This window comes from Methylophaga thalassica (assembly GCF_030159795.1).
GTDB lineage: Bacteria > Pseudomonadota > Gammaproteobacteria > Nitrosococcales > Methylophagaceae > Methylophaga > Methylophaga thalassica.
In genome coordinates this window covers 191,441-205,241 of record NZ_BSND01000005.1, presented here as the reverse complement: position 1 = coordinate 205,241, position 13,801 = coordinate 191,441, and the positions used below count along the sequence as shown (strand labels likewise).

The 13,801-nt window shown below is 42.9% G+C and carries 11 protein-coding genes; 6 read left to right on the top strand and 5 right to left on the bottom strand.

Annotated elements, in window-relative coordinates; translation table 11 throughout:
- Positions 1 to 45: 45 nt before the first annotated feature.
- Both QQL60_RS08155 and QQL60_RS08150 read right to left on the bottom strand, forming a co-directional pair.
- Positions 46 to 1,353: a TRAP transporter large permease gene (locus QQL60_RS08155; RefSeq protein WP_284723010.1), complete on the bottom strand. Its 1,308-nt coding sequence runs from the start codon at positions 1,351 to 1,353 to the stop codon at positions 46 to 48.
- On the bottom strand, positions 1,353 to 1,877 hold the full coding sequence (locus QQL60_RS08150) for a TRAP transporter small permease subunit (RefSeq protein ID WP_007146500.1): 525 nt from the start codon (positions 1,875 to 1,877) through the stop codon (positions 1,353 to 1,355). The genes QQL60_RS08155 and QQL60_RS08150 overlap by 1 nt, the downstream gene beginning before the upstream one ends.
- Before the next feature lie 147 nt (positions 1,878 to 2,024).
- Between QQL60_RS08150 and QQL60_RS08145 the strand changes: the two genes are divergently transcribed.
- From QQL60_RS08145 to thpR, 4 genes are read left to right on the top strand one after another with little or no spacing between them, the layout of a single operon-like run.
- Positions 2,025 to 2,345 carry a DUF4389 domain-containing protein gene (locus QQL60_RS08145; RefSeq protein WP_007146499.1) on the top strand — a complete coding sequence of 107 codons (321 nt, stop codon included), beginning with the start codon at positions 2,025 to 2,027 and terminating at the stop codon, positions 2,343 to 2,345.
- Between the two features lie 43 nt (positions 2,346 to 2,388).
- Positions 2,389 to 3,159, top strand: a complete 771-nt coding sequence (gene yaaA, locus QQL60_RS08140) for a peroxide stress protein YaaA (protein WP_284723009.1) — start codon at positions 2,389 to 2,391, stop codon at positions 3,157 to 3,159.
- 36 nt (positions 3,160 to 3,195) lie between these two features.
- Positions 3,196 to 4,605, top strand: coding sequence for a diguanylate cyclase (locus QQL60_RS08135; RefSeq protein WP_040576601.1), 1,410 nt, complete (start codon positions 3,196 to 3,198; stop codon positions 4,603 to 4,605).
- A gap of 9 nt (positions 4,606 to 4,614) precedes the next feature.
- Positions 4,615 to 5,127 (top strand): RNA 2',3'-cyclic phosphodiesterase, encoded by a 513-nt coding sequence (gene thpR, locus QQL60_RS08130; protein ID WP_007146496.1) that lies wholly within the window; start codon positions 4,615 to 4,617, stop codon positions 5,125 to 5,127.
- Between the two features lie 6 nt (positions 5,128 to 5,133).
- Here the strand turns inward: thpR and QQL60_RS08125 are convergent, their stop codons facing one another.
- The gene (locus QQL60_RS08125) at positions 5,134 to 5,781 is read right to left on the bottom strand and encodes a TetR/AcrR family transcriptional regulator (protein ID WP_007146495.1); all 648 of its coding nucleotides are present in this window, start codon (positions 5,779 to 5,781) and stop codon (positions 5,134 to 5,136) included.
- Between the two features lie 283 nt (positions 5,782 to 6,064).
- On the opposite strand from QQL60_RS08125, the gene QQL60_RS08120 reads away from it, so the two are divergent.
- On the top strand, positions 6,065 to 7,255 hold the full coding sequence (locus QQL60_RS08120) for an efflux RND transporter periplasmic adaptor subunit (RefSeq protein ID WP_007146494.1): 1,191 nt from the start codon (positions 6,065 to 6,067) through the stop codon (positions 7,253 to 7,255).
- 46 nt (positions 7,256 to 7,301) lie between these two features.
- On the top strand, positions 7,302 to 10,466 hold the full coding sequence (locus QQL60_RS08115; protein ID WP_284723008.1) for an efflux RND transporter permease subunit: 3,165 nt from the start codon (positions 7,302 to 7,304) through the stop codon (positions 10,464 to 10,466).
- 12 nt (positions 10,467 to 10,478) lie between these two features.
- Here QQL60_RS08115 and QQL60_RS08110 read toward each other — a convergent pair whose 3' ends face one another.
- A complete protein-coding gene (locus QQL60_RS08110; RefSeq protein WP_284450695.1) occupies positions 10,479 to 11,783 on the bottom strand; it encodes a YbaY family lipoprotein in 1,305 nt (434 codons plus the stop codon).
- 99 nt (positions 11,784 to 11,882) lie between these two features.
- Complete coding sequence (locus QQL60_RS08105) at positions 11,883 to 13,757, bottom strand: methyl-accepting chemotaxis protein (protein ID WP_284723007.1); 1,875 nt, start codon at positions 13,755 to 13,757, stop codon at positions 11,883 to 11,885.
- Positions 13,758 to 13,801 lie beyond the last annotated feature (44 nt).

Sequence of the window (13,801 nt, the reverse complement as noted above, 5' to 3'; positions counted from 1 at the left end):
GCCGGTGCAGAGATGGAGGAGAAAACTCCAGCTCTGCAACAGAGCTTATTTGGACATGAGTTCAGGCAGCCAGAGGCTGATTTGCGGAAAAGCGATGATTAAAGCCAACACCACAATTTGTATTGCTACAAACGGCACAATGCCTCGGTAGATTGATTCCAGTTTTAAGGAAGGGGGCGCACTGGCTTTTAGATAAAATAGTGAAAAGCCAAAAGGTGGTGTTAAAAATGAGGTTTGCAGGTTTAAGGCTATCAATAAAGCAAACCATAATGGATCGATGCCCATATGAATGGCTACCGGGGCAATTACCGGTACAACAATAAAACAAATTTCAATGAAGTCCAGGAAAAAGCCTAAGAAGAAAATCAGTAACATACTGAGTACCAGAAATGTCCACTTTCCTCCCGGTAAGCCTGTAAATAAATCCAGAATCAGTTTATCACCGCCCATACCGACAAAAACCAGGCCGAATGCGGTGGCGCCGATAAAGATAATAAATACCATACTGGTTAATCGGGTTGTACGCTGAAGTGCTTCACGTAAATTCGCTAGGTTCATACGTCTGTGGATGGCAGCCAGTAGAATGGCACCCATAGCGCCAACAGCAGCTGACTCTGTTGGAGACGCAATACCAAAGAAAATAGAACCTAATACCGCCAGAATTAATAACATCGGTGGCACGAGACTTTTAATCACACTAAAAACTAAATGCGTAGAATCATCGGCCGAATTAGTGATTGCTGGTGCGGCTTCCGGATGCCGCCAGGCGGTCCAGATTACATAAAGAATATAGGCAAGAATTAATAACGTGCCTGGTACCGCGGCTGCCATAAACAATTCGCCTTCAGGTACACCGACTACATCACCTAATAAAATCAGAATAATACTGGGTGGAATGATTTGGCCTAATGTGCCAGAAGCGGCAATCGTGCCACTGGCTAAAGCAGGTGAATAGCCACGTTTCAGCATAGACGGCAGTGCAATAACCGTCATTGTTACTACAGAAGCACCAACCACGCCGGTTGTTGCTGCAAGGAGCGCACCCACTACCACCACCGAAATAGCAAGCCCACCTCGCAGATTACCAAACAAGCGACCCATGGTATCAAGCAGTTCTTCTGCTATTCCTGACTTTTCGAGAATCACTCCCATAAACACAAATAGCGGCACGGCAAGCAAAGTAAAGTTTGTCATCACCCCCCAAATACGCAGCGGTAATAAACTAAAAAACTCGAAACCTAAAAATATACTGCCAAAACCAAGCGCGATAGCGCCTAATGTAAAGGCGACGGGATAACCGATTAACAGCAGTAAAAATAACACCAGAAACATGGCGAGAGCCCAATACTCCATTATTTGGACTCCTTATTGCAGATAATTTTCAGATTCTTAAGTATGTCAGCTATACCTTGCAGCATAATAAGTGCAAAGGCGACTAAAATCGCTCCTTTGAGAATGAAGCGATAAGGCAGACCGCCGGGGTCAGGTGAGCCTTCATTGTAATAAAATGCATTTTCAGCAAATGGCCAGGCAGTTAATACAATCATCATGCAAAACGGGAATAAAAAGAAGAGCGTGCCTAACAGAGAGATCCAGGCGCGTCCTAAATCAGAAACGAACCGGCTTTGATAGAAAATATCAACTCGGACATGTGCGTCATGCCGAAGGGTATAAGCTCCACCGAGCAGAAAAACCAGCGCAAATAAATGCCATTCCAGTTCCTGCAAGGCGACAGAACCATAGTTGAATAAATAGCGCATAGCTACGTCATAACAAATGAGTAACACCATGGCCAGTATCAGCCATGATACTGCTCGACCAGTCAGGTCGATAAAATTTTCAATGACGGAAATGAATGGCTCAAAGCGTGTTTTCATGTCGATATGTCTATGTGCTCTACAATCGAACAAGTTTCCCATAAATCACAGTTAAGCTCTAGTTTCTGTCATAGACCTTCAATGTTCTTACTCATATAAAGAGGGAAGTGATAAAGTTGTCTCTGGAATAATTTCAGGAGAGGGAGCATGGATAACGAGCAAATTAAACAAAATATGAGTGATAAAAATCAATGGACACGGATCCTGTATATGGTTCTGTTTGCGATCATTCTTTATTTGAGCATGATGGTGGTCTGGCTGGTGGTATTGGTTCAATTACTGTTTGCACTAATAACAGGTAAACCACATCATGATATTGCTGATTTTGCAGCGGATTTGAGTCAATATGTCTATCGGATTGTGGCGTTTTTAACTTATACCAGTGAGTATCGTCCCTTTCCCTTTAGTGACTGGAAGAGTGATGGCTTTTTAAGAGATGTGACACGCAATGATAGCGATGTTAATTGAAGCCTTTAACGTTTTTATTCTTTGAATTTATGCAGGAAAATTTATGCTGATTGTTATTTCACCGGCGAAAACTCTTGATTTTGATACGCCGCCAATCACACAAACTTACTCTCAACCGCGATTTTTGACGCAGTCAAAACAACTCATTGATACATTGCGCAAGTTAAATGTGGCGGATATTGCCAGTCTGATGAAGCTCAGTGATAAATTGGCCGGGTTAAACGTCGCCAGATACGAATCGTGGCATACCCCTTTTGATTTGAATAATGCTAAACAAGCCGTTTTAGCCTTTAAAGGTGATGTTTATACCGGTTTAGAAGCTGAGTCGCTTGACGAAAAACAACTGGCATTTGCTCAAAAGCATCTCAGAATTCTGTCTGGTCTTTATGGTGTATTAAAACCGTTAGATCTGATTCAGCCATATCGTCTTGAAATGGGCACCAAGCTGGAGAATGCACAAGGTAAAGATCTTTATTCCTTCTGGGGCAGTGATATTCGTGAATCACTACAGGCCGAAGAGTCGCTGCAGGATGAAGTGCTGATTAACCTGGCCTCAAATGAATATTTTAAAGCCGTTGAAGCAAAAAAGCTGACTGCTCGGATTATTACCCCCGTATTTAAAGACTGGAAAAATGGCCAGTACAAAATGATCAGTTTTTATGCCAAAAAAGCACGGGGCATGATGAGCCGATATATCATTGAACATCAGATACAAGATCCTGATAGAATTAAGAATTTTGACACGGATGGTTATCGTTACAGCGCCGAAATGTCGAAAAAAGATGAGTGGGTTTTTATTCGTGACCATGAATGATTCGATGCTATAAGTGATATGAGGCTATCAAGGAAGATGAAGTTGAGCTTACGGTTTTTACTGTTACTTTGTGTTTATATCTCGGTTCAAGCTCCCTCGTTTGCTCAACAAACACTTAATCTGACAGTATCAGAACAAGCTTTCCTTGATAAAATCGACGAGATTCATCTTTGTACCGATCCAGATTGGATGCCATACGAAGGGATTGATAAAAGCGGCCATTACACTGGCATCATGTCGAGTTTTCACCAATTATGGTCAAGCATGATTGGTAAGCCGGTAGTGCTGGTGGAAACGGTCAGCTGGGATCAATCACTCGAATTTATTCAACAAAAAAAATGTGATGTGTTATCCAGTGCCCAGGATATCCCTGAAAGACGCGATTATCTGACCGTTACTAAACCCTATATAACCTATTCACTTGCGTTGGCGACTCACCCTGATATTCCATTTATTATTAACTTGTCTCAAGTGAAAGATAAAAAATTTGTCATGGTTAGAGACTACGCTGCCATAAAACTTATCAGGGACAATTATCCTGGATTGAATATTATTGAAGCCGGTAGTGCTGTTGAGGGCCTGAAACTGGTAGAACGCGGGATGGCGTTCGCATTTATTGATACCGTGCCGAGTATCAATTATCAAATGCTGGCACACGGTATTTCTCATCTGAAAATCAGTGGTGTGCTTAATGAACAATACAATATGTCTGTTGGTATTCGTAAAGACCTTCCTTTGTTATTGTCGATTTATAACAAAGCAATCAATGCAACTAGTGAAGCCCAACGCCAACAGATTTTGAATAATTGGCTATCGGTCAAATTGGAATATGATGCTGACTATAGTTTGTTATGGAAATTACTTGCTGGTTTATTCATCATTCTCCTCTTGTCTCTTTATCGTTATCGCGTTGTTCATCGACATAATAGGGAGTTGAAAGCGGTTAATAAAAAACTGGTGTATATGTCACAAAATGACCAGTTAACCGGATTACCCAACCGTTACTATCTGCATGAGGCATTTCAGGAAGCATTGCAGACTTACCATCGATATCAACATCAATTTTCGGTCATCATTATGGACATTGACCATTTTAAGAAAGTGAATGATACCTATGGTCATGTCATTGGTGACAAGGTTATAAAAAAAATTGCTGATATGTTGTCTGAGAATTTGAGAGACACAGACATCGTTGGCCGTTGGGGTGGCGAAGAATTTTTAATCGTCTGTCCTGAGACCAACAATCATGGAGCTAAGGCTGTGGCCGAGCATATGAGACGATTGATCGAGGACACTGATTTTGGCTTAGATGATCTGCAAGTGACGGCAAGCTTTGGTGTGACTGAGTACAATGAAGATGAAGCAGTTGATGACTGCATAAAAAGGGCCGATATGGCGCTATACCGAGCCAAAGAACTTGGTCGCAATACAACGATTGTGTTTTAGCGATCTAATATGCGACGTGTGTTTTTTGCACTTTGGCCTGATGATACGATACGCACTGAGGTGAGTCAGTTATCTGAGCGTCTCGAACAACCGGGTTTAAGAAAATTAAAGTCGACCAATTTACACGTTACATTAGCTTTTTTAGGGAATGTTGAAGAGGACGTTATTCTGACATTAAGACAGAGGGCAAGAACACTGAGGTCATCTTCAGTCACACTTCAATTTGATGAAATTGATTACTGGTCAAGACCTCGAATAGTCTGCTTAACCTGTCAGAAACAGCCATTATCCTTATATCAATTGGTCAATGCTTTAAACCAGCTGATACGGGATTTACCTGTCCATAAAGAAAGCCGTCCATTTCGTGCTCATATGACGTTGGCCAGAAAAGCAAAATATCGACCTCAGATCTGCTTTAACGCGATTTCAATGCGGGCAAAAAAATTTGCTTTGGTTGAGTCAGTTTCTTTAGCATCAGGGGTGGAATACAGGCTAATAGAAAGTTGGGAGCTACAAGCATAAGCATCACTATTTTGCTAGCAGTGGTTGCTTATTCCAGGTAGCTGATTCCGTAAACCAATATTCTTCTTTGATACCCAGAAGCCGGTATAAGCCTTCAGGCAGATCTTTTCTTACGGTTGAAATATCAGTCTGAAGGTGAGCAAAGCTCATTACACCGTGAATATAGGTGTACATCATTCGGCCTAAACTTTCTGGATCGGCCTTGTAATTGAGATAGCCAGCTGATGCCAGCGCTTTAACCAGAGCAATATCATAATTAATGGCTGTTTGTGACAGCGATCGTAAGGCTTCCAATACCTGTTCATCATCCGTACCAATTTGTGCTCCGGCGTTAAAGAAGGGACAGCCTGGTATCGGTTTATTACGTGTACTTATTTTCGATTTAAAAACAAACTCGATGAGATTCTCAAGTTGTTGCAGAGGCGAGTTGATAGGTGAAAAAACAGCATCTAGGTCGGTTTTTATAACTTGCCAGTAATAGCTTGCGGCTTCACAAAATAATGATGCTTTAGAATCAAAGTGATGATAAAACGCGCCTTTGGTCACGCCAGCCTGCCGACAAATATCATTGACGCCAACGCAGTTGTAGTTGCTTTGCCAGATCAGCTCCAGTGCTGTTGACAATAGCTTTTCACGAGTTTCTGTGACAGACATATTTTATAAACCATTCATTCTAATAATACAGTATAGATACCGCTCGGTTTGTGTGACAAGTTTCTTACAAGAAACTATCCAAAATGAAAGCATACTTTAAATAAGATGAGTTACCGTGATGGTGAATTAGATCGTTGTTTTATATGAATCTTGTAGAAAAGTTGACTATTTTCTCGGTCATATTGACTAACATACCGGTCGGTATGTATTCTATTGCAGTTTATCCTGAACAGGATAGTTTTATCAAGGACCTGCTAGGCTTATCTGGCTCACGGAGATTTCCATGTCTGAAGTATCATCAAACCGTCAAAATCGCGGTGGATTAAAGCTACTTATTTTTATTCTTGTGTGCATCGCAGCGGGAGTTGCCTATGTGATGTTTGCAAAGCAGGGTGAGAAATCTGCACAAGCCGCAGCGCCAAATACGCCGCCGCCACCTGTCGCTGAGGTGATTACCATACAACCAGAGAAAGTTCGCATCTGGACAAGCTTTTCTGGTCGATTGAGTGCAGTTGATAGAGCGGATATCAAACCGCTCGTTGGCGGCGAACTTCAACAGGTATTGTTCACTGATGGCCAGTTAGTGGAGAAAAATGAGCTACTTTTTGTTATCGACCCACGTCCTTACAAAGCGGCTTTAGCCAGTGCCGAAGCGCAATTGGCATCTGCTAAATCGAAAGCGACGCTGGCCAAAGATGAGCTCGCTCGTACAGAAAAACTGGTCAGAGATAAATTGGTGTCTGATAGTGTGTTTGATGCCGCTAAAAATGAAAATCAGGTTGCCATTGCGGCTATTCGCGAAGCAGAAAGTGCTGTCTCACAAGCAAAACTGAATCTGAATTATTGCTATATCCGTGCGCCATTTGCTGGTCGTCTCAGCCGCGCTGAATTGACGGTAGGCAATATCATCGAAACGACACCGAGTGCGCCCGTATTAACCACCATTGTGGCCAATGATCGTTTTTATGCTGAGTTTGATGTCGATGAGCAAACATATATAAAGATGATGAGAAATACGGAAAAAGAACACACAATGCCTGTTGATATGACTCTGGCGGCAGATGAAAGCGTTGTGTATCACGGTGATATTTATTCTTTAGATAATCGTTTGGATATTGCCAGCGGCACCATACGTGCCCGCGCTATTTTTGATAATAAAGATGGTGCGTTGACGCCGGGTATGTATGCCAATGTAAAAGTCGGTTCACCTGATAAACAAGATGCATTGCTCATCCCTAGCAGAGCGATTGGCACCAATCAAAACAAGAAGTTTGTGTTTGTGATCAATGATGAGAATCAGGCGGTTTATCAGGAAGTTGTGTTAGGTGGACATCACCAAGACAAGCGTATCGTGTTATCGGGCTTAAAAGCCGGTGATAAAGTCGTTGTAAATGGCCTGTCTCACATTAGACCAAATATGGTTGTTTCACCGAAAGCTGTGGCTGAAACAGATGCTCCGGTGTCAGAAAAATAGCTTTGACAATAAGTTAAGTCGCTAAATAGCGTAACGAAGGAACGCAATGAATATTTCCAAGTTTTTTGTGGACAGACCCATATTTGCGGGTGTTTTATCCATTCTTATTTTTATTGCCGGCTTACTGTCGATGTTTCAGCTGCCGATATCGGAATATCCTGAGGTATCGCCACCCTCAGTTGTCGTCAACGCTCAGTTTCCGGGTGCCAACCCTAAAGTCATTGCTGAGACGGTAGCCAGACCACTGGAAGAGCAGCTGAGTGGTGTAGAAAACATGATCTATATGTTTTCACAAGCTACCTCAGATGGTCGCATGACACTGACTGTGACTTTTAAAATAGGCACCGATCCGGATTTAGCTCAGCAGATGGTGCAAAATCGTGTCACGCAAGCAACACCTAGATTGCCAGAAGTGACTCGTCAACTAGGTGTGACGGTGGTTAAAAGCTCGCCAGATCTGACCATGGTTGTGCATTTAACCTCTCCTGATAAACGCTATGATGAGTTATATCTGCGTAACTATGCCGTTCTTCATGTTAAAGATGAGTTAGCCAAAGTTGAAGGCGTCGGACAAGTTCGTCTGTTCGGTTCGGGTGACTATGCCATGCGTATTTGGCTCAACCCTGAAAAAGTGGCTGAGAGACAATTGACGGCGATGGATGTGGTCAACGCGATCAGAGAACAGAATGTTCAAGTTGCTGCCGGTATTATCGGTGGCGCGCCGATGACCGAACCGGTTGATGTGCAATTACCGATCAATGCAAAAGGTCGTCTGGAATCACCGGAAGAGTTTGAAAACATCATCATCAGAGCTGGTAGTGATGGTCAGGTAACACGTCTGAAAGATGTGGCCAGAGTAGAATTACAGGCGGCTGAGTTCAGCTTGAACTCAATGTTAAATAATCAGCCTGCGGTAGCGATTCCTATCTTCCAGTCACCGGGTGCGAATGCCATCGAGATTTCCGACAATATTCGCAGCACCATGGCTAAGCTGAAAAAGAATTTCCCTGAGGGCGTCGATTACAGCGTGGTGTATGACCCGACCGTATTCGTTCGTGACTCCATTCATGCGGTCATTAAAACCTTACTGGAAGCGCTTGTCTTAGTCGTTATCGTCGTGGTCGTGTTCTTACAGACTTGGCGTGCTTCATTAATTCCATTATTAGCCGTGCCGGTATCAATTATCGGTACTTTTGCATTGATGCATGTGTTTGGTTTCTCTATCAACACTTTGTCCTTATTCGGTTTGGTGCTGGCAATTGGCATCGTGGTGGATGATGCCATTGTGGTCGTGGAAAACGTCGAACGTAATATTGAGAATGGTTTATCTCCGCTTGAAGCAAGTTACCAAGCCATGCGAGAGGTCAGTGGGCCTATCGTCGCGATTTCGTTAACGCTGGTTGCGGTGTTTGTACCTATCGCTTTTGTGAGTGGTTTAACAGGGCAGTTCTACCAACAATTTGCATTGACGATTGCTATCTCAACAGTGATTTCAGCCGTTAACTCCTTGACCTTGAGTCCAGCATTATCGGCGCTGTTGTTGAAAGGGCATGATGCACCAAAAGATAAACTCACCAGAATCATTGATTTTCTGTTTGGCTGGTTCTTTAACATCTTCAACAAGACGTTTAAGAAAGCATCAAATGGTTATTCTGGTTCAGTCGGTGGTTTGTTAAAACACAAAGTCATCATGTCTTTTGTGTACATCATCTTATTAGGGATGACGGTCTATGGTTTGAATATATTGCCAAAGGGCTTTGTACCAGCACAGGATAAACAATACCTGATCAGTTTTGCCCAGTTACCTGATGGTGCATCTCTGGCGCGGACACAGGATGTTATCAAAGAAATGGGGCGTATTGCACTGAATGAACCAGGTGTTCAGAGTGCTGTGCAGTTCCCGGGATTATCCGTCAACGGTTTCACAAATAGCCCAAGCGCCGGTATTGTGTTTGTAACTTTGGATTCATTTGATAAACGTAAGTCACCTGACCTGTCTGCTGCGGCTATTGCCGGTCGTTTGCAAGCGAAATTTGCTCAGGTAGAAGAAGCCTTCATCGCCATTTTCCCGCCACCACCCGTGCGTGGTTTGGGAACGACAGGTGGTTTTAAATTGCAGATTGAGGACCGTGCGGATCTGGGTTATGAAAAACTTGCTGAAGTAGTCTCTCAGGTGCAAGGTCAGGCATGGCAGAGTCCTGCACTTACCAGCGTTTACTCGAACTATAAAATTAATGTGCCTCAGCTTTATGCTGATTTAGATCGGACAAAAGCCAAACAGCTTGGACTGAACATCAAAGATATTTTTGACACCATGCAGATTTATCTCGGTTCACTCTATATCAATGATTTCAATCAGTTTGGTCGTACCTATCAGGTGATTGCTCAGGCAGATTCTGATTATCGTAATGCTCCGGATGATGCGTTGAATCTAAAAGTACGGAATAGCAATGGCGATATGGTGCCATTAGGCAGCGTATTACAAATGCAAGAAAGCTATGGTCCGGAAAGTGCGGCTCACTATAATGGTTATCTGGCGGCTGACTTGAATGGTAATGCCGCACCGGGTTACTCAAGTGGCCAGGCCCAAGATGCGATTAGTGAGATCCTGGAAAAAACCTTGCCTTCGGGAATGGAATTTGAATGGACTGATTTAACCTATCAACAAGTGATTAGCGGGAATACTGCGTTATTCATTTTCCCTTTATGTTTGTTATTGGTTTTCTTAGTGTTAGCTGCACAATATGAAAGTCTTATCTTGCCGCTGGTGGTGATTACCATTGTGCCGCTATCGATTCTGGCAGCAGTGACGGGTGTATGGTTAACCGATGGCGATAGCAATATCTTCACGCAGATAAGTTTCTTTGTGCTGGCGGGACTGGCCAGTAAAAATGCCATTTTGATTGTTGAGTTCGCTCGCGAGCTTGAGATTGATGGCATGGAAACAGTAAAAGCGGCAATCAAAGCCAGTCGTATGCGTTTAAGACCGATTTTGATGACATCCTTTGCGTTTATTATGGGGGTTGTACCGATGGTGCTATCGACCGGTGCAGGTTCAGAAATGCGTAATGATATTGGTGTCACCGTTTTCTCAGGCATGCTCGGGGTCACATTCTTCGGCTTGTTCTTTACCCCAGTTTTCTATGTGATGTTACGGAAGCTGGAAGGTAATCGCCGTTACCATAGTCACAATCATGTGGTAATGAAATAAAGCCCGGCTTTATCAGCGACGGGCGGTAATCGTCCGCCCGTCTGCTGTTTTCAAAATCAAAGCGCCGTTGATGCTGATATCCAGCGATTCCACATCCGTCAGTATCGACAAAAATAATTTTTCCTGATTCATAATAGCCACCGGACACACTTTTTGTGTGGTAATCGCTGAAGCGATATCCAGTCGTTCATTAAATTCATAAGCCGTACTGTACTGGTTACATGAAGTAAATCCTGATAAACGCCCCTGATCATCAAAGGTCATGGTCAGGCGTGAAAAATCAATCACACCTTGTTGATTTAAGTCCTGAACTATCCATTCCTGACCTACGAGTAAATCACGACTATGGCCCCCGCAGCCCTGAAAATCGAGATTGTCCAATCGCACGCTAACCTGATAAGGGTAGGGTAATCCCGACATATCATCACGGCATAAAGTAGCTAAGGTTTCTACTTTGATATAGCGGGTGTCAGAGTAGGCTTTGAGTTCAAAACCGGTGTGGTAAATATTCAGTTCTGTCTCAGCCAGCACGCTCTGTTTCTGTCCTTTATCCCACGTCATAATCACCTGGTCATACGTTGCAGAAAGCGACCATTCTGGCTCGTGGCCTTGAGCCCGGAAAGGCAGTTGTTCCAGTTGATCCTGATTAACAGCAGTACAATGACTCCAACTCATATCAGCAATGGTCAGAATCCCCTGATGACCTTTACTCCAGAAACTGACTAATTTATCTTTAGACTGATATTTGGCACCGGAAGCGGTTGGCACCTGAAATAGCATATACAAATCATCGTTCATCTTGAGCTGCATAGACTCATTTTTGATGACGGTTCTGATCTGTTGTTCACCACATTGAAACAGTACCGTGTGACTATTATCATTCTCAGGCTGTTGAAATTTCACCAGATTAAGTAGGCCGAGCGAAACTTTATCGGTATCTGTAGGAACCAGATTCAGTTCATCGGTGGTCCAGAGTAATTCCCCACTTTTATCCTGAATAGAGGCACGCAGTGCATAATTTTCATCTTTATTCAGCTGATCTTTAAACACCTGTAGCTGAAAATCGATGGGCACTTGACGGTTGCCAAGGGATATCGTTTTTTCGGCAATGATTTCGCCATTTTTTTGTGCGCTGGTGATATTTTCCAGTTTAATAATGAGTTGGGAATTTTTGGGGAGTGCAATACGTTCGCGATAACTGATCTGACCACTGATATTCAGTTGTTGTTGCTTGAGTGTCCGTTGCGCCGAGTCAGAATCACATGCAGCCACCGTCAGGCTGATTAACACAAATATGAAGAAACGGTACAAGGGCATAACATGTCATCCTGAATATAAGTCCTGAGTATGCATCATAATGTGAATCAGCACTGTCTTGCTACCACTGATAGTCGTCATCCATGACGCTCTGTTATGTCAGACTTTGAACTGAGTAATCAGTTTTTGCAAGTCTGCTGCCAGTCCAGCAAGGCCCTGACTGGTTTCCGTTGTTTGTGATGTGCTTTCAGCATTTTCTTCGGCTACTTGTGCAATGTGATTTACATTACGGTTAATGTCTTCAGCCACGGCACTCTGTTCTTCGGCGGCACTTGCAATATGTGTGTTCATATCCATAATCGATCTGACACGTTCTGAAATCATACTCAGACTTTCGCCAGCTGCGCCAACTTTAGTCACGGTGGCTTCTACATATTCCTTACCTTTCATTGTAGCTGTCACACATTGATTGGCTTCATTTTGCAAACGCTCGATAATCGTTTTAATTTCTTCTGTTGACTCTTTGCTGCGTTGTGCCAATGTTCTGACTTCATCTGCGACAACAGCAAAACCTCGACCAGACTCGCCAGCGCGTGCCGCTTCAATCGCTGCATTTAACGCTAGTAAGTTGGTTTGTTCGGCAATACTTTGTATCACGGTTAATACGGTGCCAATGTTTTCACTTTCTGCCTGCAGGTTTTTAATGGCATCTGCGTTACTTGAACTCTGAACAGCCAATTGTTTGATGGAATCAATGGTGTCTTTGACCAATAATTGTCCCTGACTGGTCTCGCTATCAGAACTTTTAGATAAACTCGCTGCTTCAGCCGCATAACGTGCGACTTCCTGCACAGTCGCGGTCATTTCATTCATGGCTGTAGCAACTTGCTCACTACTGCTTTGTTGGTTGATAACACCTTTTTTGGTTTGTTCAGCCACTACAGAGAGTTCCTCAGCTGCGGCACTGACGGTGAGAGCAGAGGTCATGACCTGTTGAATCAGCTTTTGAAATGAGGCCGTCATTAGGTTAAAGGAGTGTGCCATTTCGGCAATTTCATCCTTACCCGAGTCATCAACACGCAAACTTAAATCACGATTTTTTTCGACTTCTTGCATGGTCTCAGACAGCTTATGAAGTGGAATGATAATACTTTGGCTTAATAGCCTGATAAGCCATAAAATCAGTGCTGCCAGTGTCAATGCGATAACAAAAACAGTGATTTTTGCATTTTGTATCGCTTTAGGGATTTCATTACTGATATGTTGTTCAAGCGTATCAAGTTCACCTTCACCTCGATGGATCGTGCTACGTAACTCTCCCAGCAATCCTGACTCAGAATTCATCCCACGTGTTTCATAACCTTTCACTAAAGATAAAAAATCAGCACGATACTTTTCTATTTCATTGCCAATCTGTTTTTTCATATCCGTGGAAATATAGCTGTCATCCAGGCGGCGATTAAAATCAGTATAGGATTCTTCAAATTTACTGACATATTTGATGTCTGAACGCAGCATAAAGTCTTTTTCATGACGTCTCAGCATCAGCATGGCGGCAAGTAAAGTATCGTCATTAAATGTGTTGATGGTCTCCTCAACCTGATGCACTGCTTTTCGAAGGTTGCCATATAAACCATCGGTAGGGGTTAATCCTATGGTTTGTTCAACGGCTGCAATTTCATCAAATTTTGTGCCGTATTCAATCAGCACATCATGAAGTGCATTGAGTGACTCGTGTGACTGACCCAGCTGATCCAGTGACTGAGAAAGTTGTTCAAGATTACTGAGAAAAATCTGTTGTGTTTGATGAAACTCATCTTGATATTTCAAATCAAGTCGTTTGAGAAAGTCTTTTTCATGTCGACGTAACATCAACATATTCGTTTCTAACTTAACAGCTTGATGAGCGGCATTTTCTAAGTGAATAATTTTGGATAGGAATATCTGCCCGAGAATAATCATCACTAATATTGTCACACCGACCAATACTGACAAAATGAAGAGTTTCTTTTTCACAGTGAGTTGATTAAGCATGCGGTTTTCCTTAAAAAAACATGAAGTTGTCATGTTGATTGATA